The sequence below is a fragment of the Segatella copri genome, from assembly GCF_009495355.1.
Taxonomy (GTDB): domain Bacteria; phylum Bacteroidota; class Bacteroidia; order Bacteroidales; family Bacteroidaceae; genus Prevotella.
Window position 1 is genome coordinate 1 of record NZ_VZAD01000042.1, and the last position, 24,913, is coordinate 24,913.

At 45.3% G+C, this 24,913-nt stretch carries 14 protein-coding genes; 4 read left to right on the forward strand and 10 right to left on the reverse strand.

The genetic code is table 11. From position 1 onward, the window contains the following. Positions 1–126: 126 nt before the first annotated feature. Genes F7D20_RS05070 through F7D20_RS05080 form a run of 3 tightly spaced genes read right to left on the reverse strand, consistent with a single transcriptional unit; the run spans position 127 to position 5,917 of the window. Positions 127–2,604 (reverse strand): bifunctional UDP-N-acetylmuramoyl-tripeptide:D-alanyl-D-alanine ligase/alanine racemase, encoded by a 2,478-nt coding sequence (locus F7D20_RS05070; protein ID WP_158463112.1) that lies wholly within the window; start codon positions 2,602–2,604, stop codon positions 127–129. A gap of 3 nt (positions 2,605–2,607) precedes the next feature. After that, entirely contained in the window at positions 2,608–3,429 is an 822-nt protein-coding gene (locus tag F7D20_RS05075; RefSeq protein WP_158463113.1) for a GSCFA domain-containing protein, read from the reverse strand. Continuing rightward, positions 3,419–5,917, reverse strand: a complete 2,499-nt coding sequence (locus tag F7D20_RS05080) for a YfhO family protein (protein ID WP_158463114.1) — start codon at positions 5,915–5,917, stop codon at positions 3,419–3,421. Before F7D20_RS05080 ends, F7D20_RS05075 begins: the two co-directional genes overlap by 11 nt. 125 nt (positions 5,918–6,042) lie before the next feature. Between F7D20_RS05080 and F7D20_RS05085 the strand changes: the two genes are divergently transcribed. The 3 genes from F7D20_RS05085 to F7D20_RS05095 all read left to right on the forward strand — a co-directional run bounded on the left by F7D20_RS05085 (position 6,043) and on the right by F7D20_RS05095 (position 9,847). Next, positions 6,043–6,741: a 5'-methylthioadenosine/adenosylhomocysteine nucleosidase gene (locus F7D20_RS05085; protein ID WP_158463115.1), complete on the forward strand. Its 699-nt coding sequence runs from the start codon at positions 6,043–6,045 to the stop codon at positions 6,739–6,741. 99 nt (positions 6,742–6,840) lie between these two features. Beyond that, positions 6,841–7,326 carry an S-ribosylhomocysteine lyase gene (locus F7D20_RS05090; protein ID WP_158463116.1) on the forward strand — a complete coding sequence of 162 codons (486 nt, stop codon included), beginning with the start codon at positions 6,841–6,843 and terminating at the stop codon, positions 7,324–7,326. Between the two features lie 151 nt (positions 7,327–7,477). After that, positions 7,478–9,847: an AraC family transcriptional regulator gene (locus F7D20_RS05095; protein WP_194253497.1), complete on the forward strand. Its 2,370-nt coding sequence runs from the start codon at positions 7,478–7,480 to the stop codon at positions 9,845–9,847. Positions 9,848–9,999: 152 nt separating this feature from the next. Here F7D20_RS05095 and F7D20_RS05100 read toward each other — a convergent pair whose 3' ends face one another. The 3 genes from F7D20_RS05100 to typA all read right to left on the reverse strand — a co-directional run bounded on the left by F7D20_RS05100 (position 10,000) and on the right by typA (position 17,067). After that, a complete protein-coding gene (locus F7D20_RS05100) occupies positions 10,000–13,716 on the reverse strand; it encodes a glycosyl hydrolase family 95 catalytic domain-containing protein (protein WP_194253498.1) in 3,717 nt (1,238 codons plus the stop codon). A 486-nt stretch (positions 13,717–14,202) separates the two neighbouring features. Beyond that, on the reverse strand, positions 14,203–15,165 hold the full coding sequence (locus tag F7D20_RS05105) for a bile acid:sodium symporter (protein ID WP_158463166.1): 963 nt from the start codon (positions 15,163–15,165) through the stop codon (positions 14,203–14,205). A 99-nt stretch (positions 15,166–15,264) separates the two neighbouring features. Continuing rightward, positions 15,265–17,067, reverse strand: a complete 1,803-nt coding sequence (gene typA, locus F7D20_RS05110) for a translational GTPase TypA (protein WP_022252940.1) — start codon at positions 17,065–17,067, stop codon at positions 15,265–15,267. 148 nt (positions 17,068–17,215) lie between these two features. Here typA and rpsO point away from each other — a divergent pair, with 148 nt between their 5' ends. Next, a complete protein-coding gene (rpsO, locus tag F7D20_RS05115; protein WP_022252939.1) occupies positions 17,216–17,485 on the forward strand; it encodes a 30S ribosomal protein S15 in 270 nt (89 codons plus the stop codon). A 182-nt stretch (positions 17,486–17,667) separates the two neighbouring features. Here rpsO and F7D20_RS05120 read toward each other — a convergent pair whose 3' ends face one another. From F7D20_RS05120 to F7D20_RS05135, 4 genes are read right to left on the reverse strand one after another with little or no spacing between them, the layout of a single operon-like run. Further along, complete coding sequence (locus F7D20_RS05120) at positions 17,668–20,274, reverse strand: C10 family peptidase (protein WP_158463119.1); 2,607 nt, start codon at positions 20,272–20,274, stop codon at positions 17,668–17,670. 20 nt (positions 20,275–20,294) lie between these two features. Further along, positions 20,295–21,029 carry a PP2C family protein-serine/threonine phosphatase gene (locus F7D20_RS05125; RefSeq protein WP_158463120.1) on the reverse strand — a complete coding sequence of 245 codons (735 nt, stop codon included), beginning with the start codon at positions 21,027–21,029 and terminating at the stop codon, positions 20,295–20,297. Between the two features lie 36 nt (positions 21,030–21,065). Then, a complete protein-coding gene (locus tag F7D20_RS13210; protein WP_158463121.1) occupies positions 21,066–21,602 on the reverse strand; it encodes an FHA domain-containing protein in 537 nt (178 codons plus the stop codon). 18 nt (positions 21,603–21,620) lie between these two features. Beyond that, positions 21,621–24,908, reverse strand: a complete 3,288-nt coding sequence (locus tag F7D20_RS05135; RefSeq protein ID WP_194253499.1) for an AAA family ATPase — start codon at positions 24,906–24,908, stop codon at positions 21,621–21,623. Between the last annotated feature and the right edge of the window lie 5 nt (positions 24,909–24,913).

The following is a 24,913-nucleotide window of genomic DNA, read 5'->3' on the forward strand; positions in this document are numbered from 1 at the left end:
TAAATACCTGCGACTGGAGTTAAACCAGTTAGGTTAGTGTCATGCCCGACACACAAAAAAGGAGCATGCCTTTCGACATGCTCCTCAACCTTTTTATACCTTATTCTACTTTCGCAAATGGGGAAGTTAATCCTGATAATATACCCTCTTCACACGATTGCTGATGGTGGTCAGCACCTCGTAAGGAATGGTCTCCAGGATATCGCTGAGAGTCTGGACAGGCAGATGTTCACCAAAGATCTCCACGCTGTCGCCCTCCTTGCAGTCGATGCCCGTCACATCGATCATCGCCACATCCATACAGATGTTGCCTACATACTCTGCCTTTTGTCCGTTGACAAGACAGAAGGCATGACGGTTGCCCAAACGGCGGTTCAAGCCATCGGCATAGCCGATAGGGATGGCAGCGATGACGCTGTCCTTGTCCAGAATCGTCTTGCGGCTATAACCCACGCTCTCACCAGCCTTGATGTGGTGCATCTGCAGGATGGTGGTCTTCAGCGTGCTCACGCAGTTGATGGTCTCATTGTTGCAAGAGTTTATGCCATAGAGTCCCAATCCTAAACGGCACATATCCAACTGGCGCTCTGGGAAATGCTCAATACCCGCCGAATTGCAGATATGACGCAATATCTTATGGTCGAAGGCAGCCTGCAGCTGCTTGCTGCCCTTGTCGAAGAGCTCGAACTGATGGGCAGAGAACGTATCGAAGCTGTCATCATCGCTTCCCACGAAGTGAGAGAACACGCTGCGAGGGATGATGGCGTTCTGATGTTTCAGTCTGCCTATCAGCTCCTCCATATCGTTCTCGGGATCGAAGCCCAGGCGGTGCATGCCGGTATCCAACTTGATATGCACAGGGAAACCAGTGACTCCCTCCTTCTCGGCAGCCTTGATAAGGGCGTCGAGCAGACGGAAAGAGTAAACCTCGGGCTCAAGATCATAATCGAACATGGTCTTGAAGGCGGTCATCTCTGGATTCATGATCATGATATTGCTGGTGATACCGTTCTTGCGAAGCGTCACACCTTCATCGGCAACAGCCACGGCAAGATAGTCCACACGGTGATCCTGCAGGGTCTTGGCTATTTCCACTGCTCCCGCTCCATAGCCGTCGGCCTTGATCATGCAGACCAACTTGGTCTCGGGCTTCATAAACGAGCGATAGTAGTTCAGGTTGGCTACCACAGCATTGAGGTTCACCTCGAGCGTGGTCTCATGCACCTTGCGTACCAAGAGCTCGGTGAGCTGGTCGAAACCAAACTGACGTGCGCCCTTGAGCAGGATGACCTCATCGCGCAAAGACTTGAACACCTCGCTGTCGATAAACTCCTCCACATTGCTGAAGAAGAACTTCTCTGATATCTGAATCTCATCGCTCTGTGAGCAGAGCTGAGGACCGATGCCGATAAACTTGACCACACCACGCTTGCGACAAAGATCGCTCACCTCGTGATACAGGTCCTTTGCCGACTCTCCACTCTGGAAGATATCGCTCAGTATCAAGGTATGTCGGCGGCCTTTATGGTCGGGACGGCGGCTCATGAAATCGAGCGCGATGTCGAGCGAGTTGATATCCGAGTTGTAGCTGTCGTTGATAAGGGTGCAGCCATGCTGTCCCTCCTTCACCTCCAATCGCATGGCGACAGGCTCGAGCAATGCCATGCGCTTGTCGAGTTCCTCGGCCGAAAGACCCAGGCGGCGTGAGACGACAGCGGCAATGATAGAGTTGGTGACGGAAGCCTCATCGATGAAAGGCAGCGAATAACTGTCTTCCTCACCTTTATATATATAGGTGATGATAGAGAGGTTGCCCTTCTTCTCCACATTCTTCACAAAGAAAGGAGCCTTAGTGTCACGGAACGACCAGAAGAGCTTCTCGCCCTTATAGTCCTTATACTCGTTGACCACTCCGCTCACCGTCTTGTCGTCGCCATTATAGACGATGGTATCGGCATCGTGGAAGAGGATGATCTTCTCACGGCACTTTGCCTCCAACGACTCGAAGTTCTCCTGATGGGCTGCGCCCAAGTAGGTAAGCACAGCAATGGTGGGCTGGATGATGTCGCGAAGCGCCAACATCTCGCCGGGCTGACTGATACCAGCCTCGAAGACTCCCACCTGAGTCTGCTCGTTGAGCAACCATACTGAGAGGGGCACACCTATCTGGGAATTGTAGCTGCGTGGGCTTCGTGTGACAAACATGCTGGGCGAGAGCAGCTGATGGAGCCACTCCTTGACCATCGTCTTGCCATTGGAACCCGTAATGCCCACAATAGGAATGTTGAACTCATCACGATGACGTTCTGCCAGGCGCTGGAGAGCCTCCAACGTGTTGACCACCTTGAGGAAGTTGGCCTCTGGATAATCGGAGGCATATCCCTTAGGTACCTGGGAAACTACGAAATTTCTAACACCACGGCGATACAACTCTGGAATATAGTTGTGACCGTCATTACGCTCTGACTTGAGAGCGAAAAACAGAGTTTCCTCCGGAAAACAGAGCGAACGGCTGTCGGTAAGGATAAATCCTACATTGCCGTCTCTATCACCATAACGACGCGCACCTATCAGTGTGGTTACCTTTTCAATAGTATATGTCATATTCTATGAATTAAAATATTTCTCATTAAATCTTCTTTCCATTTCCTCCGTCTTGGCAAGGAAGCGCTGATGCGCCTCGCTGTCGGGATGGAAGGGCTTATGACCGTGAGCCTCTCGAATGGGGCGCCAGTCTTCGAGGAACTGTTCTGCAGCCCTGCCGAAATAGGCGGCACGGAAGCGCTGCCAGATAAACTCCACCGCCTGACTGGAAGGATGGAGCATGTCTTCCTCGTAGAAACGGTAGTCGCGCAGCTCGTCGTTCATCAGCTCATAGGCTGGGAAATAGCTCACGATGCCTGGATTCTGCCTCACCAACCGGTCGGCGGCAAGCAGCAGGGTGGCCTTGGAGAGCTGGCTGCCATGAAAACCATACTTGGCGTATCGGATGGGACTCACGGTGATGACGACCTTCAGGTCTTCCCCACTCTGCCCGCTCTTCTGCCTGGCATCCTTCAGCAAGTCGACAGCCTGCTGCAGGTAATCGGCACACTCGTCTACCGAAAGCTCGCGCTCATCGAAAAGGCGTTGCGGCCGCTTCTGGCAATTGTCCACTATCTCGCCCGTCTCCTTGAGCACATAGACATGGTTGGTGCCTAAGGTGAAGACCGCCACGCGCGGACTGACCTGCAGACTTTTCTCTACCGTATGCAGGATGCTTGCCGGATTGTACATCACCCCAAAGGGATTGACCGTAGCCCGGAAGCGGTTCTCCACGAAGCGATGCCCCAAGCGGTCGGCAAAGCAACTGCCCACAAAGAGCATACGCTCTGCCGGCTGTATCTCGAAGTCGGCCTTCGCTATATCTACCTCTGTCCTAAACAGCATCTTCCTTCTTTCTCTTCTTCATCTCCACTACTATACCTATTATAATAAGGAGTACGAGGATGCCATACCCTACATAAGCCACCGTCTCGGTCTTACGGAGCGAAGCGGGATGGAAGTCGAGCACCACCGTATGCTTGCCAGGCTTCACCTGAAGGGCACGGAGAATATAGTTCACACGTCCCAGTTCTGCGGTCTGTCCGTCGACAGTGGCTGTCCATCCGGGATAGTAGATCTCAGAGAACACCACGACTCCACCCTTGTTGGAGTTGACCTCGTAGACCAGATTGTTGGGTTTGTATTGTGTCAGTCTGACAATAGATGTATCGTCCTGAGGAACACTCTGTCCCAACTGCTCCTTGAACTTGGCATCAGCCACAGCCTCATGACGCAGGTTGTACTTGCCCACACCGGCTATCTCCTCGTTGGCATTGTTCACATAGTTCACCTTGTCAACAAACCATGCGTTGCCGTAGGCATAAAGGTTCTGCACAGGCACCGTCTGTCCTGCCTGCAGAGGCATAATGAAATACTTGGTGTTGAGCATATTGAGCACAGGGAAGAGGCTGTCGCCCTTCACCTTGGTCATATCGCCTCCAGCCTCAGCCACGCTGTTCCATACCTTGTTCTTCTCGTTGGCGATATAGGCATCTATCATCTCCTGATAGCGGCGCAGCTTGGCAGCGCTATAGCCTCCGATACTCTTGTGATAGTAAGAGGTCTCGTTCTCATTGAAAGTATTCGATGCGAGATTGAGCACACGGTAGTCGAGCGACTTGTCGCGCAGGATAAGTTTGTCGGTCTCGGTCATGCGCTGAGGAGCATTGCGTACGGTCTGCTCCACAAACATATCGTCGTAAAGGTAACGCTTGTTGACCAACCACATGTCTACGAGGCACAGGATGGCAATACCGGCTATCATCACCTCGGCACCCACTTTTCTCATCTTGTAAAGGAAGAGGAAGGCTGTACCGATGACGATGATCCAGAACGAGCGCCAACAGTCGGCAGAGAAGACTGCCTGCCGCATCTCTGTCAGATTGCTCATCAATGGTATGCGATACTCCTCAGGAATCTGCTGCAGGGCATGATACTCGCCAGCCGACACAAAGTCGCTGAAGAAAGTGCCAGGCATCAAGGCAAAAAGGGCACAGAAACCGGCTGTCAGTCCGAAGCTGACGTATACGAGCTTCATCTTCTTGGCAAGCAGCTCGGGCTCATCCACAATGCGCTTCAATGCCATCATGGCCAGAAGAGGAATGGTAAACTCGGCTATCACGAGGATGGAAGCCACGGTTCGGAACTTGGCATACATCGGCACGTAGTCGAGGAAGAAATCAGTAAACGGCATGAAGTTCCTACCCCAAGAGAGGAAAATACTCAGAATGGTGGCTGCCAAGAGTGCCCACTTCATAGGACCCTTCACGATAAAGAGTCCCAGAATGAAGAGCATCATCACAAAGGCTCCTACATATACCGGGCCACTGGTACCTGGCTGGTCGCCCCAGTACTGGCCCAACTGCTGATATACCTGCATGAAGTTGGGATCGGCTTTCTCCATGGCTGTCTGGCTCTGGCTCAAAGGCACAGAGGCTCCGCCCTTGGCATTAGGGATGAGGAGCGTCCAGGTTTCGTCGATACCATAACTCCACTGTGTGATATAGTCGCGGTCAAGTCCGCTGTCGGTCTGATTGGCAGCATTCTTCTTTACCAACTCACTCTTTCCTCGCATGGTCTCCTGCCCATACTGCCATGTATGATACAGGTTGGACAGATTGAGACAGATACCTATGGCAGCACCGGCGAAGCAAACCGCTGTAGCCTTGCCGAAACGTACCATCTCCTTCTTGCGGATGGCATCCACCAAGAAGGCAATCACCATGAAGAGGATGATAAAGAGGTAATAATAGGTCATCTGCACATGGTTGGCATAGACCTCGAAGGCGGTAAAAATGGCGGTAACGAGCAGACCCCAAAGGTATTTTCCCCTGTAAGCCAACACGATACCGGCTATCATCGGAGGCAGATAGGCCAAAGCCATGACCTTCCAGATATGTCCTGCCGCAATGATGATAAAGAAGTAGGACGAGAATGCCCAGATGATGGAACCCAAGGCTGCCAACGACTGTCGGAAATCGAAAGCCCTCAGCAGGATATAGAATCCTAAGAGATAGGCAAAGACATACCACACATTTTCGGGCAACCACAGATGATAGAAGTTGGAAGCCTGTTTCAGCACCACACCACTCTTATAGGAAGGTGCCATCTGATAGGTCGGCATACCTCCGAAGATGGAGTTGGTCCAACGTGTTTCCTCACCGGTTTTCTTCTCGAACTGCGATCTCTCCTGTCCTGCGCCCACACCGGCTGAGGCATCATGACGATACAGGATGCGGCCATCTATGTCGGCTGGCATAAAATACACGAAAGAGATAACCGCAAACATGACCACTGCTAAAATGTCAAGCAGATATTTCTTCAAAAATTTCATTATCTTATATAAACGTTTATATTTTCTCGTGCAAAGATAGTAATTTTCTCTTATAAGGAATGCCACAGATAAGATATTTTTTGTATTTTTGCATCCTAATTTGTTCCAAATAGCATTTTTACAGTATGAAAATAGGAATTATCGTTGCGATGGACAAGGAGTTCGCGCAACTCAAGACGCTGCTCAGCGACAGCAAGACTGAGCACAGGAACCATAAAGACTTCGTGACAGGCACCATCGGAGGCAACGAAGTCATCATGCAACAATGCGGCATAGGAAAGGTGAACAGTGCCATAGGTGCCGTAGAGATGATAGACGGCTATCATCCCGACCTCGTCATCTCGACGGGTGTGGCTGGTGGAGCCGACATCAGCCTCAACGTTACAGAGGTAGTGGTCTCTACCGAATGTGTCTACCATGACGCCTACTGTGGTGAGGAATGTGCCTTCGGACAGATTCTCGGTATGCCTGCCACCTTTGCCACACCATCTGAATATGTAGAGAAAGCACTCTCTGTCAATGACGATCCGGGCAACATCCACCCTAAGATTCATGCCGGACAGATAGTCAGCGGCGAGTGGTTTGTAGACAGCAAGGAGAAGATGCGCTCTATCCTCGACCATTTTCCACAGGCTATGGCTGTGGATATGGAAAGCTGTTCCATCGCTCAGACCTGCCATATCTATCAGACTCCCTTCATCTCCTTCCGCATCATCAGCGATGTGCCTCTCAAGGACACCAAGGCTCAGCAGTACTTCGACTTCTGGGCCAAAATGGCTGAAGGTTCCTTCCAAGTCACCAAGGCTTTCCTGGAAAGATTATAAGAAGATTTTTCTGAAGCTAAGGAGCTAAGGAGTTAAGACAGATGCCTTTGTGGACTTGAAATTAAACACTAAACATTAAATACCAAACATTAAAAAGAAATGAACAAGATACCCAGTTTCACTATCAATCACAACAAATTGCTCCGCGGCATCTACGTCAGCCGCAAAGACGAGGTAGGCGGAGAAACAGTAACCACCTTCGACATCCGCATGAAGGTTCCCAACCAGGAACCCTGTCTGCACAATGGTGCCATTCATACCATAGAGCATCTGGCTGCTACTTATCTTCGCAATGACGAAGAGTGGAAAGACCGTATTATCTATTGGGGACCAATGGGTTGCCTTACAGGCAACTACCTGCTGATACGTGGCGACCTGGAGAGCAAGGACATCGTAGAGTTGATGAAGCGCACCTTTAAGTTCATTGCCGACTTTGAGGGAGAGATTCCCGGTCAGGCTGCAAAAGACTGCGGCAACTATCTGCTCCACGACCTTCCTATGGCAAAATATGAGTCAAGGAAATACTTGCAGGAAGTACTCAACTGCATCAAGGAAGAAAACCTCATTTATCCTACTCAGGAATAAACACTTCCATTGGGCACAACCTTTCCAAAGAACCATGAGTAGACTTCTTGTGTTATAATCATAAACACATCTTTCGCAAATGTGGAAGTTAGATATCTTCTTTAACAACAACTTCTAAACTTGCGACACCAAAATGGAAACACAAAAAAACATGAGAATACATATATTTTTTATTACGCTTATCCTTTCACTTATGCTTGTTGATGTAAACGCATCGACAAGCATAAAGCATTTTACAGAAAGCGACGGACTACCCCAAAGCCTCATCACTTGCGTCACTCAAGATAGTAAAGGCTATATATGGATTAGTTCATGGAACGGACTGAGCCGATACGATGGATACTCCTTTTCCAATTTCAAGGCCAGACAGGGAGATAATTGTCCACTAATCACTAATCGCATCTACTTTATTCGCGAAACGAAAGGAGGAGACATCCTATGCAAGTGCCCCGACGGTTATTATCTATTCAAGACTAACGAAAAGAAGTTTGTTGCACTAAAAAACAAGAAGACAGACAAAGGTGATCGCTTTCGCCCCACCCCACAACAGACAGCAATCATCAGTTCTCTACCCGAATACAAGGATATAGAAACACGCATATTGTATAAAGACAGACAAGGAGGCTATTGGATATACACCCACCGAGGACTCGATCGACTCATTTTCGGAAAGGAAAAAGTAGGTCCTACCAAGTTTAGCCATCATGGAGAGGAGGTGATACGATCCTTGTTCTGCGACAAAGGAAACCGCATATTCATAGCCGACAAGAATGGTTTCGTCAGGATATGTACCACAAAGGGCTTACCAATAGGCTACCTTACCAAGAATGGGAATATATCGAAGACAAGAATGTCATTCGGTGCAAGTGTGTATTCCATGTTGCAAGACTCACATGGTTTTCTATGGATTGGCACAAAGCCTAACGGACTTCTCAGACTAAGAGTATCAAAAGACGGAAGTTTCTCTGTAAAGTCATTTACTCAGAAAGCCAACTCTAACAGCATCAGTTGCAACAATGTGTATGCTATAAAAGAAGACCCATCAGGCAGAATCCTCGTGGGAACATTCAATGGTGGACTCAACATTATCGAGAATCCGTGGAGCGACAGTCCTAAGTTCATCAATAGAAATCATGGTTTACAATTCCCCAAGGAGGCAAATTCCATATACGACATGCTTCTGACTCCAGACAGTACATTACTACTTGCCACCAATCATGGTATCTTTACTGCTCATATAGATAAAAATGTACAAAAGATTCGGTTTTTACAAAACAAGCGAATACCTGCCGACCCTCTGTCTATCAGCAACAATCAAGCTATGGCACTACTACGTTCTAACGACGGAACGATATATGTAGCAACTTATGGCGGGGGCTTAAATATAATAGAAAAGGAAAGCCTTCACACTCATCATCTCAAATTTTCTGCACTAACGACCGAAAATGGTATGATGTCTGACGTGGTACTCAACATGTGTGAGGACGCACAAGGCATGATATGGCTGGTATCAGAATACTGCCTGATGAAGTATAACCCCAAGAAACGTTCGTTCACCAACTATTCAGAAAGTCTCTTCACGGGCCATTTCTCCTTCTCTGAAGCAAAACCTCTCTACGTCTCAGAAAGCCATACGATATTCTTCGGTACAACACAAGGCGCATTGACTATCAATGAAAAGACTATAAGAAAAAGTAACTTCGTGCCCAAAATACTTTTTGACGTTCCTTCTCATATAGAACTATCGCCCCAAGAGAAAAGTCTGAGAATTTCGTTTGCTGCCATCGATCTTAACAAGAATGAGCATATACAATATGCATATATGCTTGAAGGTGTAGATACCCACTGGATGTATACAACCGAGAACCATATTAATCTCTCTAACATCCCTGCAGGTACATTCCGCCTAAAGATCAAGTCGACTAACGGAGACGGAATCTGGTGTGACAATGAGACATTTGTCACTATTCACCGCACTCCTTATTTCAACGAACGTCCTATAGCCTGGATGCTTTATGGAGGACTCATACTTATTGCATGCGTACTTTCATTCAGACTATATAGATACATACAGCGATTGCAGAATGAGATAAAAACTCTGAAACTCTCTGCTGGCGAAAAGATGGAATACATCAAGGTGAGAGTGGCAGACATGATAGACCACAATGCTAAAGAACCCGCAAACACAGATTCCATCGAGTCATCTACCTTCAGATCTAAAGTGGAAAAAATTGTCCTCGAACACTTATCCGACGCCGACCTGAATGTAGATTTCATTGCCAAGGAAATGTGTACGAGTCGCTCCTCTTTATATATAATTATGAAGAAAGAGTTGGACTGCACCCCCAACAACTTCATTCTTGACATCCGATTGAACGCAGCTCGCCAAATGCTCCTTGAAAAAAAGAGCCTCAACGTATCAGAAGTAGCCTATCGTTGCGGTTTCTCTGATCCTAAATATTTTAGCCGTTGCTTTAAAAAAGCCATGGGAGTAACTCCATCCGAAATAAGAATGGACTGAACTATCCGCAGCTATACCAACATTAAGCATCAAAAGAGAAGGGAGGATGTTTCAAAGCCATTATTCTTTGAAGCATCCTCCCTATATGATAGATAAGTAGCTTACTTAGCCATCAAATATGTGACGTATTGCACGAGACCCTTATCTTTGCTTTACTGCACATATTTAATCCCATCTTTTATCACAATACCATGATAACTTTTGTCTACTTGCTGACCGCTGAGGTTATAGCAGGCATGACGGTTACCAGGAAAAGGCTTATCGACTGATACATCTACAATACCTGTAGTGCTACTCACAAGCATGATTTCCTCTCCAGCCCGAGTTGGGATATCATAGAGATAGGTATCTTCAAGCAGGGTTGCAGGAATCTTACTCTTATCTTTCACGATAGGTTCTGGCATTCCATAAGGCTGCATCAACACATTGGTATTATTACCTTCTGCTGTCTTAAGAGCAACACCACCGGTCTTGTAAAGAGGTGATGCTGAACGCAGGCGAAGATTTCCGCCAATGGTAGACTTAATCGTCAACTTCACAATTTTACCATCAGCCCATTGAAGGTCGGTCACCACAAATCCACCACGTGAACGAAGGCCCTTAACCTCACCACCAGCTTTCCATTCAGAAGGCAAGGCAGGAAGGATGTGCAAGAATCCCGCATGCGACTGTACAAGCATCTCAGCAATGGCAGCAGTAGCACCGAAGTTGCCATCAATCTGGAATGGAGGGTGAGCATCAAACATATTGGCGTAAGATCCTCCATCCGAAGAAGCTATAGTGACATTAGGATCGAGCAAAACAAGCTGATTTTTCAGAATCTTCATGGCATGGTCGCCATCAAGCATACGAGCCCACATGGCCTCTTTCCATCCCATGGACCAGCCACGAGCTGCATCTCCACGTCCTATAAGACTCTTAAGAACAGCCTGATAGAGCGTAGGATTCTCGTAAGGAGATACCTGATTGCCAGGATAGGCACCCCAGAGATGTGAGAGATGACGATGGGATGACGTTTCCTTATCCCAGTCTTCCTGCCATTCCTGCACCTGTCCGTACTTACCTATTCTCCATGGGGTAATCTTCGATTTCAAATCATCGAGGGCATCAGCAAAAGAGATATCTTTATTCAAAGCACGAGCTGCAAGAGCCGTATTCTTCAAGAGGTCGTACACCATTTCATTATCCATTGCCACACCACCAAAAAGAGCTATACTTGCCGTGTTTCCATCACTCTTGGTGAATTTGCCAATGCCTGGATGGTTTTCTGGAGAGTTGCTTGGACAGACTACCATATAACCTGTTTCGGGATCTTTCACAAGAAAATCCTGGAAGAACTCGGCAGCGCCTTTCATCAATGGATACACCTCAGCAAGATACTGTTTGTCTCCAGAGAAAAGGTAACGTTCCCACAAATGTGAACAGAACCAAGCATTACAGGTTGGCCATACTCCTACCGTACCATTATCTACAGCACCCGTAGTACGCCAAATATCGGTGTTATGATGCAGTGCCCATCCACGTGCGCCATACATCTTTTGTGCGGTTTCGGCTCCTGTCACACTTACATCTTTCACCATCTCTACAAATGGCTCATGGCATTCTGCAAGGTTAGTAACCTCTGCAGGCCAGTAATTCATCTCCACATTGATGTTAGAGGTATATTTGGAATCCCAGGCAGGGTATTGGCGTGCATCAGGATTCCATATTCCCTGCAAGTTGGCAGGTTGCGTACCTGGCTGCGAAGAGGAAATAAGAAGATAACGCCCAAACTGGAAGTAGTTAGCAGCAAGCTGCGGATCGGACGTTTTGTGAAATTCCTTGATGCGAAGTTCTGTATCCTTAGCCTCTTGTACTGCATTGCCTTGGAGAGTAAGGTCTACTCGGTCAAACTGATTCTTATATATAGCTTTGTGGTCGGCCAGTGTCGTAGCATAATCCTTCCCACTTGCCTCGTAATCCTGCAAATAGGTGAGAGCTGCAGCGTTTGCATCACCACTCACATCATTGTACTTTTTGAAGTTTGTTGCCTGCGATATAATGATGGTAGCATGGGTGGCTCCTGTGATATTCAATCGGGGAGCATTGGTTGCAGCACCTGCCGTACCTTGTCCATAGATAGTAGTCAGGTCGTCATCGATACTACCATCACAATCTATCACACGAATATATGTACAGAGTTGCAACTTGTTATCCACATTTTCGCATTGGTTGCGAGCTGGACCCATCACTGCCTTGATGGTACGACGGTCATACAGTTCGTTGGAAATAAGTTTTTCGATATTCGTCTTGTTACAACCTGCATAAGATACGTTGAAATCGAGTTTTCCTGCCTGGTCGGCCTCAAGACGTACTACCGTCACATTATCTTTAAACGATGTGAACACCGTGCGCTTATATCCCACATTCTTTATATGATATTCCACATGACTCGTGGCTGTATTCATGTCCAAATAGCGTACATAGCCCTGTGCATCAACAGCATTCTCGGTTTGGGCTCCTTCCATATCATCGAAGCGCTGACCAGGGAATCCGATAAGCATCACACCACCCGCACGATAGCTTGCTCCATGAGACCCTTGTGACATCCAATTGGTGATAGCAAGATTCTGCACCGAAGCATAATCTTTATTGAAAATACCTTGTTGTACTTGCTTCAACACTCCCAGTGCATGGGAATTGTAATTGGTGTTAGGTCCCTGATCCCAGAAGGTGTCTTCATTGAGTTGCAGTGTGTCACAAGCTACACTACCCGAATGCATAACACCAAGACGACCATTTCCCAATGGGAGTGCTTCCTCCCAATAACCAGCAGGTTTGTTATACCATAAGTGGTTTTTACTCTCAATAACAGGAGCTGCAATAGGATCGGTATCTGCTGTGGTAAAGCTGAACTTTACGGCTTCTCCGCTTACATTACCAGAAAGGTCAATAACTGTATTCCCAGGCAACTCAAAACGATACGTACTACTCTTAGCAAGCGAAGAATAGGCAAAACGCAAGCTATTACCATTAACAATGGGTTCTATCGCTGTCGTCTTATTGGTTGCAACGTTAGTGAGTTTTGCCATCGCACCCTCTGCCAGTTGCACACTCTCATTGAAGTCGATTACTATAAAACCTTTCGTAGCTACATGAGTCTGCATATCAGCAGGACGACTTGTTTGAAACTTTGGAGCCTCATGGTCATCGGCAAGAATATTCACGTATTTCAGATTGTAGTTACTGTTTTTCGTTGCTTTGGTAATGAAAAGACGAACTATCACGCTCTCCTTATCATCAGCATCGAGGTCATATTTCGCATCTACATAGGTATTCCAATGGCTTCCACTCACATAGTCGTCGAGAATTTTCCATGTGACTCCTTCATCCACTGAATAAGCTACGCCAAAGGGTGTAGAACTACTCGACCCATCCCCTATCGAGAAGTTCAACTTCACATTATGAAGACTTACTGTCGGAAAGTTCACTTCAAAGTATTGATCGTGCTTAGAAGCATCATGATAGTCGGCCTTGGAGGTAAACTTATTGATAGATGCTGTGTTAAGGCGCAACAAGTAACTATCTTTGCTTTGCTTCACCTCCCACTTTCCATCACTGGTCTTCAGCGTAAGTTTGTACTGATCCAAAACACCATTACAAGTATTTGGCAAAAATACGGGTTGCTTAGTTTTCCATGCGGTATTTGTAAGTGCAGTCCACCCACTACCATCTGGTGTATAAGTTACTACACTTCCATTACTCGATGCTTCCCATCCTTGTGAGAAGCCCCATGATGCCACTACGGTTTGAGCTGCCACACATATTGACGGGCAAGCAACAATCAAGCCCAACAATACAAGCATCATGCGGCATAAACGTTTTGTCATTCTGTACATGATTTAGTTTTTTGATGAATGTTTTAATTATTAGTTATCTCTTGTTTGTATATTGAAAAGCTGCGGCAAAAGTAGTGATAAATGGTTTTTCATATGTGGATTATCGTCTTTTCATGGTGGATTATCATCGAAAAACACTATAAAACACGAAACTGTAAAGATTTCGATCTATTTCATACCTCTAAAGAGAAAAATATGCAGCAAAAAACAAAAGAAATACAAAACTTGATTCAATGGCTAACAATCAAAGACCATATTGCTAACAAAGACCGAAGACTCTGCACAACTACTGATGGAAAGGAGTACAACAACTGTCGGAAGACTACACAACAATTGATATGCAGCCGCACAACAGTTGATGTGCGGTTATAGGAGGTAATAAAACCGAAGACCTCATATAACTAATCTGTGGATTACAGTTACCTTACTCAGGGTTATAAGCTAACTGTTCGACAATAACTCTTTTTGATAACCCCATCACCATTTCAGGTGACCATACTTCTCTTTATACCATAGTTGCCAACCGTTGACTAAGTTTTGCCACACCACGTAAGCACCAGGAGCCACGGCAGCAAGCGGATTGAGGAATGTAAGGGTGAGCCAGATACCCACAATCGTATTCTTCTGACCCAAAGCCTGACCGCCACTGATGTTCGCATCCCAATGGCGCCCCACAGCCTTACCTATGGCAAACTGGATGAGGCAAACAAGCAGCGGCACGAAGAGCAACAAGGCAAGTATCCTGCCGGAAACCGTGGCATGCAGAATATTGCGTACTGTCTCGCCCATCAGAATCGTCAGGTTGAAACACCACATATAGAATCCCAAGTCTTTCACACTCTTCACCTTATCAACAAAACGGGGCAGGAACTTGCGACTCAGCAGGGCAAACAACAAGGGAACCACCAGCACGGTGGTGACATTGCGGAACACCATCATACTCATATAGAGAAATGACACATCGGCTCCCTTCTCTACCATCGGGAAAAGAGAAGGAATAATAATCATTGTGAAAATATTGGCTATCACGGTATAGGTGGTGAGGGAACCTATGCTGCCTCCCAACTTCTCGGTCACTACCGCCACGGCAGCTGCCGTAGGACAGATGAAACAAATAAAGGCTCCTTCGAGGATGACCTTCGTCTCATAATTCTTACCAAAAAGAGAGATGGCTATCACCATCAGCAATGCCAAGGAAGTGCGGATGAGCTGCAACACGAAATGCCACATCTTAGGCTTCATCTCCTTAATCTCTATCTTGCAGAAGGTAACATACAGAAGAGCAAAGAGAACCACCGGCATGAGTTCAACAAGGCGTGGACCCACCGCGTCACCCAATGGCTGCAAGAAAGGAACATTGGCAAAAATCAAATACCCCAAGGCACCCAAGACAAGGGAACAGGGCAAAGCAAACTTCCTGAAAAACGAAAACACCTTCATCATACGGACATGTTTTAGCGAAAAGAAAAAAATCCTCCTTGGTCAACCAAGGCTGACTTCAAGAGGATTTTTTAACTCCATTTATATTAAAGCTATAGCTTAATCTTTGTTGCTGCGCTTACGCTCCAAGTGGTCAAGGATAACCTTGCGCATACGCATGTTCTTTGGTGTGACCTCCACATACTCGTCCTCGCGGATGTACTCAAGGCATTCCTCAAGACTCATCACGGTCTTAGGAATCACGCGAGCCTTGTCATCAGAACCAGACGCACGTACGTTGGTCAACTGCTTGGCCTTAGTAACATTGATGACCAAGTCGTTTTCGTGAACATGCTCGCCCACTACCTGGCCTGCATAAACCTCCTCACCAGGGTCGATGAAGAACTTACCACGATCCTGCAGCTTATCAATGGCATAAGCATAGGCGGTACCTGTCTCCAGAGCTATCATGCTACCGTTGCTACGGCGGCTGATCTCGCCCTTATAAGGCTGATACTCCTTGAAGCGGTGTGCCATAATGGCCTCGCCCTGCGAAGCTGTCAGCACATTGGTACGAAGACCGATGATACCACGTGAAGGAATATCGAACTCGATATCCACACGGTCACCCATGTTGAGCATAGAGGTCATATCGCCCTTACGACGTGTCACCATATCAATCATCTTAGAGGCAAACTCCTCTGGAACATTGATGGTCAACTCCTCTACAGGCTCACATTTCACACCGTCGATCTCCTTATAGATAACCTGTGGCTGACCTACCTGAAGCTCATAGCCCTCGCGACGCATTGTCTCGATAAGCACAGAGAGATGGAGCACACCACGTCCGCTGACAATCCACTTATCAGTAGTATCCTCGTAAGGCTGAACACGAAGGGCAAGGTTCTTCTCCAACTCCTTGTTCAGACGGTCCTGAATGTGACGGGAGGTACAGAACTTGCCTTCCTTACCGAAGAAAGGTGAGTCGTTGATGGTGAAGAGCATACTCATGGTAGGCTCATCGACAGCAATAGGAGGAAGAGGCTCAGGATTCTCGAAGTCGCAGATGGTATCGCCAATCTCGAACTTCTCCAGACCGACAACGGCACAGATATCACCTGAATCCACATGGTCGGTCTTCTGGTGTCCCATACCTTCGAAAGTGTGAAGTTCCTTGATCTTAGTCTTCTCCTGAGTTCCGTCGCGATGGCAGATAGTGATATTCATACCATCCTTCAAAGTACCACGGTGTACGCGGCCCACTGCAATACGACCCGTATAAGAGCTGTAATCCAAAGAGGTGATGAGAAGCTGAGGTGTACCCTCCAACTGTTTAGGAGCTGGAATGACCTCTACAATCTTATCGAGCAGATAGTCAATGTTGTCAGTAGGAGTCTTCCAGTCTTCAGCCATCCAGCCATTCTTGGCAGAGCCATAGACTACAGGGAAGTCGAGCTGTTCCTCAGTAGCGTTGAGGTCGCACATCAGGTCGAACACCATCTCGTAAACTTCCTCAGGACGGCAGTTAGGCTTATCCACCTTATTAACTACAACGATAGGCTTCAAACCCAACTGCAAAGCCTTCTGCAGCACAAAACGAGTCTGAGGCATAGGACCCTCGAAAGCGTCGACAAGAAGCAGACAGCCGTCCGCCATATTGAGTACACGCTCTACCTCGCCACCGAAATCAGAGTGACCAGGAGTATCGAGAATATTGATTTTAATACCTTTCCAATTAATAGACACATTCTTTGAAAGAATGGTTATACCACGCTCACGCTCCAAGTCGTTGGAGTCGAGAACTTCGCCACTGTTATCCTGGCCATCACGGAAGAGTTTGCCAGCGAGCATCATCTTGTCTACCAGGGTAGTCTTACCATGGTCTACGTGTGCAATAACTGCAATGTTTCTAATGTCTTGCATTTTTTTACCTTAAGTACTTTATGAATTTGGGTGCAAAATTACAAAAAATATCGGAAAAGTTTGCATGAATAACAAAAAAGTTGTAACTTTGCACCGCATTTTTAAAATGCACAATATTTTATTCAATCAATTATTAAGTTTTTAAGCAATGTATTTAGACAAAGCAAAAAAAGAAGAGATCTTTAGCAAGTACGGAAAGTCTAACTCTGATACTGGTTCTGCTGAGAGCCAGATAGCATTGTTCTCATACCGTATTGCTCATTTGACGGAACATGTTAAGCAGAACCGTAAAGATTATACTACAACACGTGCATTGACACAGCTTGTAGGAAAGCGTCGCGCTTTGCTCGACTACTTGTACGACCGCGATATCAATCGCTACCGTGCCATCATCAAGGCCCTCGGTCTCCGCAAGTAATCTTGAGCAATTTTTGCTGAAAGGCATTTTAAAATCCCATCACTCTCACGAGCGATGGGATTTTTTCGTATATTTTCTTTATATATTTCCTTTATAGAGGAAGGATTTTCACTAAAAGTTTCCCCTATAAAGGAAACTTTTTGCTATTTTCTTTCCATTATAAAGGAAATTTTGTATATTTTTTATCGTACAACGACTTTCTTACCTTTTATTATATAGACACTAGAAGGCAGACTAATCGTTTGACGAACATTAGGTTCTGTAAGGAAAGTCTTCACACAGCGACCATCCAAGGCATGAACACTTAACTTCTCTACCTTTGCAGACAATACCGAAATAAAGCCCTTGCCACATTCTACTTGGCAACCATTCTGTACTTCAACAGAAGAAATAGAAGATGACTCTCCTGTCAGATAAACCAAGACTCGACCTTTATAGCCATCAAACCAGAACTTCTTGGTAACATACCAATATTGCCTTACAGGCCATTTATCATAACTCAAGACATTATGTCCACCACCATCCCAAACTTCAATATCTCCATACATAAAGTTTTCTCCTACTTCATCAAGCGTAAAGGTTTCTTGGATGTAAGTAACCGCTCCATCGCCAGGAAACTCTATATCCTTCATGTGAAGAGACTTTTGAGGCCATTTATAACCACTGCACCAACCACCTGCTACATATCGCAAGGTTGCTGTTGCCCCCGTATTCTTGATTCCAAAAGAAAATGTAACCTTATCATCATGAACTCGTGGAGTAGCTATAATATCGCAACCGTTCTGATAAGACTTCTCCGTCTCCAAGTCGTTGTCATCAGCATTACTTGTGGAACTTATCAGATACAAGACTGGGGTTGAAGTATGCTCTACTGTGAATGACTTGGCATCAACAAGTAGTTGATTACCATAATCAGCATCCTTTACCCAAAAATAAAGCGAACCAGCTGTTGGCGTAACCACAACTTTGCGAGTGATTGTGCCATGAGCAGGAATTGTGACATACAAACTTGTCATACTCATCGTAGGACACTCGTTAGTGCTATTGCTATAAACATCGGCAAAGCCATCATATTCATAGTCCAAATTGTTTGTTATCACCACATTGAAGACATTTTCCGTAGCACTAACCAACTTGTCGTTTTCCTCCCCCAACTCAACACTTACAGTAAAAGGGGAAGACATTCTCGTCAACTTATTAGCAGTAGCAGCCACAACAAAAGCCCCATGAGCTGCATTACTACAAATATCCCATTGCTTGCCGTCCTTACTATATATACCATAAATGGTCGTATTACCAATAGGGAAAGCATAGTTGAAATCCAAAGGACAAAGAGCGAAGCTTCCTCTTCCCTCTGTTGTAACACCAGGAATATTCACCTTTGCAGAAGACGATACCAACTGGATATTTCCATTCTTATCCTTCACGCCCAAAGCCAAATACCCTGCGAAATCATCAGAACTCAAATTCCCAAAACAATATGTCACCTCTCCTATAAAAGCATCCGAAACATAGTTTCGGGTATCCGAAGTGATAGATAGGGTCACTTTTCCCTTGTAATCATATAAGGTAATCGGAGCAAACACAGTCAAAGGTTCATCCTTTACCCCATTGTCTGGTTGAATGCCTATAATCATACTACAATCACGATTATAACCATCAGTAGAAGTACTTGACGAAGCACCTTCATAGTTGGCATTCAGTACAGTCAAGTCAAAATAGCCATTCAGACTACCACTCCATCCCCAGTTGATATGATACAGTCCATTTCCATCAGAGCCATCACAAATAAATTCATGTCCGCCTGTGGAAGACTGCCCAGAATATAATATCGGGCGTTTTTCCGCCAATTCATTGTCTATAAGCGCATTCCACTGTGCTTGCGTAAAACTGGAACGGCTGACATCCTGCATCAAGTCCGCATCATAACCAAAGTAGTGGGATAACACATAAGGCGTAATGTTCGCAGAAGAGCCAGACGGTGTATAGTCCATTTTTACAGCAAATCCACAATCTATCAACAAAGAAGCCACTTCTATACGTTGAGAAGAAGTATACTCGCCACTAACATATCTATCTAACATTTCATCCCAATTGTAGGTCTCGTCCTCCTTACTTCTTCCTGCAATAGACAGTCCTAAGGTTTTAGTCGTATAGGAAGGTATATCGGCTTGCAAAGCCGCAGGATACCTATAATACTTCATGATTTGCGCCATCGCCGTTGCCACGCATCCTGCAGGATACGTATAACAACTCTCATTATCATCACGAGGACAAAAGTCATTGTAAGGACCACCTTGTCCCCAAGCGATATTTCCCAACAAAGGAGAAACCGCCGTTGATGTTACTGACGAACGCAAACTTTCCACTTCCTTCAACTGGCGAGTCGCTGCAACATTGCCTTTATTCACAGCCTCCACCATAGATTGATAAGCATTCATGTAGCTTTTGAAGTTATCAGGCAACTGTGCTTCATCGTATGTGCCTTGGTCAGAATAGCCTACAATCTCAGGAAATCTATCATCGCCAGAGACGATGACAAAGCCCTTAGCCTCAGCATTGGAGAACACATAGTATGGGCTTTGTTTCTCCACAACACCCGACATCCCCTTAGCAAGGTTTCCTTGTGTTCCATCGTCCACAACTTGCAAGCCCATTTCAGCCGCCTTTTTCTCGGCAATAGCCTTGGCTTGCAAATAACTTCTCGGTCCTGCCCAAGAACAAGTACATAACAAAGAGAACAACACCACGAAGAGTCCTCTTGGAAAACTAAATAGATAATTACTCATAAAAAATAACTATGATTTTGTTATATTACTTCCACCGTCACAACCGTGACATTATCTTTACCACCAGCTTGCAAAGCAGCTTGGACATACTGTCGTGCCCCACAGCTGTTCTTCAACAATTCATGGATACTTTCATTAGAAACCAAGTCTGACAAGCCATCTGAACAAATTACATATCGATCACCAACGACTAACTTCATAGACTTTACATCCATGAACGCCGTACCTGTTCCTAATGCATTATAGATAAAATTACTTGGGATGCTGTCATCACCCAACCTTGCTCTTTCGGAATGATCATCTGTCAATTGTTTCATACATTCATACCGATAACGATAAGTTCGACTGTCACCCACATTCATGACAAAGAGGCTATTACCATAAGCCAACAATCCCGTAAAAGTAGTTCCCATATTTTGCAAAGAAGAGATTCGCTCGCCTTTTTGCTTTATTTCGGCATCGACGTCTCTTGCCCACTTTTTTAAACGCACAATTACAGCATTGTCGTCCAAGTCCATAGGAAGCACCTCCACGAAATCATTAAAAGAAGTTGCAGCCATTTCTGAGGCAACTTCTCCTCCATTCATTCCTCCCATCCCATCAGCCACAATTGCCGCAAAGGGAATATTCGGTGTCAATTCAAAAGTAAATGACACTGAGTTATCTCTTATAAGTTCGCCGAACACAAGAGCCATATCTTCATTATTTGACCGCAACAATCCTTTATCGCTAACGACCTCATACTTTATCTTCATCTAAATCACAATATAAAAATGAACGACTCTTACTTTCTATTCTACCATAAAGTCATAATAGGAAGCAATTCTAACTAAATCCCCCATGCAGAAAGTTCCCACTGGCGAACATGGCATCCCATTAACCTTGGTTCCATTTCGAGAACCTAAGTCTGTGATTTCCCATCTACTATCAGATAGTTTTCTTAATCTTGCATGAGTTCCCGATATGTATATACATTTAGAGAGGGCTGACACATAATTGCCATTTGTTCTACCTATAACGCCACCATCCAACAATGGTAACTTGATATTCTCTGCACGACAAAACAGGCAAGTTGGTTGCTGAACAGAAGGAGTCGGTGATGCCACTGTGTTTGAATAAGCAGATGTAGTATCCTGTTGAACAACCTCTTGGACTACACTCTCCCTTTTAGTAGCTTCAACCAACTTACTACCGCATTTTCCACAACACTTGCCTGGACCCTTACCAACGATATGACAATTAGGACAGACATATTGTACTTGCCCACATTGGTCACAGAACAGACTATCAGAATCTATATCTGCACCACATTTATAACATTTAGCCATTTTTATAACTTTATATCATTAATCTTCTACCAACATATCATCCGCTTCAAAGACATGCAAATCCGCTCTATCAAAGTTTGGTAGATATATACGTTTACGCAACCGCCTACCTTGATTGAGTTTTACTCTATCATAATAGTTGTTTACCTCACGAGCATTAGCAAAGTGCGCAGTCTTATTATATACCAAATCAGAAAAGTATCTGCACATCGCATCATCAGCCTGCTGCGTCATGCGCATCTCATTCTTCAGCACAATTTTCCTAAAAATTTCCGCCAACTCTTCCGCAGTATAGTCCTCGAAGTGAATTGTTCTCGTATAACGAGACTCCAAACCTGAATTTGTTGCCAGCCACTGTTTCATCTCTTTAGGATAACCAGCAGCAATACTAACGAAACGTCCTTTATAATCAAGCAACTTGGTTAAGAGCACAGGCATCGCATCCTTGCCAAATCCACTATCACAAAGGGAATAAGCTTCATCAATAAAGAAGATACCACCCAAGGAACGCTCTATCTGTTGAGCCGTTTTCTCGGCAGTTTGACCGACATATTGCGCTATCAAATCTTTACTTGTCACTTCCACAACCTTGTTAGACGGCAATAGTCCCAAGGAATAGAATATATTGCCCATGATACGAGCCACAGTAGTCTTTCCCGTACCAGGATTACCAACAAATAAATAATGATCCAAGTTGATTTTGACAGACTTTCCACTTTCCTTTGCCCTCATCTGCTCTATTACCAAAGTGTCCGCCATTTCTCTGACGGCTTCCTTCACCGCTTTCAGTCCCACAAGGGAATCCAACTCCTTCATACATTCAGACATATCCACTTTCTTTGGTGGATTGTAAGGTATATCTTCCGCCTCTATTGTAGCAAGTTGTTCCAACGTAGCATCATAAGGCAATCGGTCTGCCTGACGACTGATTGTTTCATTAAACAAAGATATGATGGTGCCAGCATTACCAAAATTTTTGCTTTTAGTCGTAACCATCTCTTCTATTTTTCTCGTCAACAAAGTCTCGGCATCTGGTGTCAGATGATACTGTCCCTTATCAACTTGCTGCTTGAATATCTTAACTAAATCATCTGCAGAATAGTCATCTATATGGATGCGATGGGTAAAACGCCGAGACAAGCCTGGATTTGCATTAGCTATAAACTCCTCTATTTCTTGCTTATATCCTGCAATAACCGTGACAAACTTACCTGCATCATTAGACATACGAGTCATCAATGCTTCTACAGCAGCAACACCGTCGGCATCTTTCTGTCCTGGCGTGTTCATTGGAATCAAGTTATAAGCCTCATCAATAAACAAGATACCGCCCATAGCCTCATCCACCGCCTTGTCCATATTGATACCTGCCGAATTAGCATAACTATTGAGCAAAGTCTTGCGTTCACGTTCCACGACATGACCTTTAGAGAGAATACCCATAGCTCGGAACACTTGACCCAAACGTTTGGCAATCATCGTCTTACCAGTTCCAGGGTTACCAGTTATTGCTATATGGATATTGGTAAGCGAGGCATTTCCTGCTCCCATTTCTGCACGTCTTCTTTCATTCCTTACTTTTTTAGCAATAGACTTCAACTGTTCCTTGACTTGGTCCATACCAATGATGTCATCCAAAGAAGCCAACACCTCATCTACACTAAGAATCTTACCTGTCTCCTCGCCTTCAATATCATTCATTGTGATGATTCTCTCCTCACCCTCATGATAACTTCCGTTTTTCCTTGCCTCGACCATACGTGAGTGCAAAGAAGAGACAGCTCTATTGAAAACATTTCGCACTTCACGAGCGTTTCCAAACGTTCTCACTCTCCCTTGATACATTCTGTCAAAGAAGTTGCCTACTTGGATTTCTGCATCAGAAGACAATACATAATGTTCTTCCGAATGCTTCAACATACCCTTAAATATCTGAGTCAGCTGCGCTCCATTATAATCTGGAAAATTGACGACCTTGTTGAAACGCGAAGCTAATCCAGAATTAGCTTCCATGAACTCACCCATTTCTTTGGTGTAACCAGCTATAATAACGACCAATTTTCCTCGACGATTCTCGGCACAAGTGATAATTGTATCTATAGCTTCTTGACCAAAATTATCATTCTCTGAATTCTTTAGCGAGTAAGCCTCATCTATGAAAAGCACTCCCCCCATAGCCTCATCAAACTTTGCCATCACACGCTTTGCCGTATCACCCACATAATTAGAAACCAAATCCGCACGACTTACTTCTACAAGTTGACCTATAGGCAATGCCCCCAATGCATTAAGAGCCTCCGCAAAAAGACGAGCCATTGTCGTCTTTCCTGTGCCAGGATTTCCAAGGAACTGGTAATGATCTGTGAGTTTGATGACAGCATCTTCGCCTCTCATGCGCCTTTGCTCCTCTATATTATAAGCAATCTCCTCAACAGCTTTTTTCACTTCCTCTATCCCAACATATTTCTCGAACTCTTTTTTAATGTCCTCATACGTCTTCGGACAATATTCTGTGCCCTCTACGAGATTCACATCAACCTCCTTCACATGGAACCCCAACTGACAAGCAGCCAAATCTATCTCGTATGCTTTCGATGCAGCATTATGGCCTTGTGGACGTAACTGTTCATTTGGATGGCGCAAATCATTGTTGAAGATACGACACAACTTCTCCTTAGCCTCCTCTGTCATAGCTAAATGATACTTATGTTTCAGAAGAAAAGCCGTTATGTCAGCCATATCCTTGGCACGAAGCGAAGGCAAGTCATAGAAGTAGTCTATCTCGGCAGCTGTGGCAGGGTTATTGTCGAAAAACTCCTTCAGCCTTTCCAACCCTGTGAATACCACAACAGGCTTAGTAGGGTCTTCACGCCAACTCCTTACATATTTCAAGATACTGTCTATCTGCTCAACTTGCTTTCCACCAATATCATTCACCAACTTATGCGCATCCTTAACAATGATTACACATGCTCCATACGTTTCCTCATTCTTATCCAAGTTTTTTATAAACTGCGGATAATCAACAGGTGATATAACGACAGGGGCTTCTTTGGATATAAGCCCATTATGATACAATTCATATCCAATTGTCTTAGCAACCGTCAACTTGCCAGTTCCAGACTCACCCGTGACAACAAAGCTCAAGTTCATCCTTTGTTTCATATTGAAACGACGGCATCTAACATCCATGGAGCGAGCCTTACCTACAACATCCCGCAATAAGCGCACTATCTCGCTTTTGCCTATCAGAGAATCGAAACCAAATTCCTCGTCCTTGCGATTTGGCTTACTATCAATAGCCACCTGTT

Coding starts and splice junctions, on each gene's coding strand:
- F7D20_RS05095 (WP_194253497.1), top strand. CDS start 7,478: ATGAGAATACATATATTTTTTATTACGCTTATCCTTTCACTTATGCTT.
- F7D20_RS05085 (WP_158463115.1), top strand. CDS start 6,043: ATGAAAATAGGAATTATCGTTGCGATGGACAAGGAGTTCGCGCAACTC.
- typA (WP_022252940.1), bottom strand. CDS start 17,067: ATGCAAGACATTAGAAACATTGCAGTTATTGCACACGTAGACCATGGT.
- F7D20_RS05075 (WP_158463113.1), bottom strand. CDS start 3,429: ATGCTGTTTAGGACAGAGGTAGATATAGCGAAGGCCGACTTCGAGATA.
- F7D20_RS05090 (WP_158463116.1), top strand. CDS start 6,841: ATGAACAAGATACCCAGTTTCACTATCAATCACAACAAATTGCTCCGC.
- F7D20_RS05105 (WP_158463166.1), bottom strand. CDS start 15,165: ATGAAGGTGTTTTCGTTTTTCAGGAAGTTTGCTTTGCCCTGTTCCCTT.
- F7D20_RS05100 (WP_194253498.1), bottom strand. CDS start 13,716: ATGACAAAACGTTTATGCCGCATGATGCTTGTATTGTTGGGCTTGATT.
- F7D20_RS05125 (WP_158463120.1), bottom strand. CDS start 21,029: ATGAAGATAAAGTATGAGGTCGTTAGCGATAAAGGATTGTTGCGGTCA.
- rpsO (WP_022252939.1), top strand. CDS start 17,216: ATGTATTTAGACAAAGCAAAAAAAGAAGAGATCTTTAGCAAGTACGGA.
- F7D20_RS05120 (WP_158463119.1), bottom strand. CDS start 20,274: ATGAGTAATTATCTATTTAGTTTTCCAAGAGGACTCTTCGTGGTGTTG.
- F7D20_RS05070 (WP_158463112.1), bottom strand. CDS start 2,604: ATGACATATACTATTGAAAAGGTAACCACACTGATAGGTGCGCGTCGT.
- F7D20_RS05080 (WP_158463114.1), bottom strand. CDS start 5,917: ATGAAATTTTTGAAGAAATATCTGCTTGACATTTTAGCAGTGGTCATG.
- F7D20_RS13210 (WP_158463121.1), bottom strand. CDS start 21,602: ATGGCTAAATGTTATAAATGTGGTGCAGATATAGATTCTGATAGTCTG.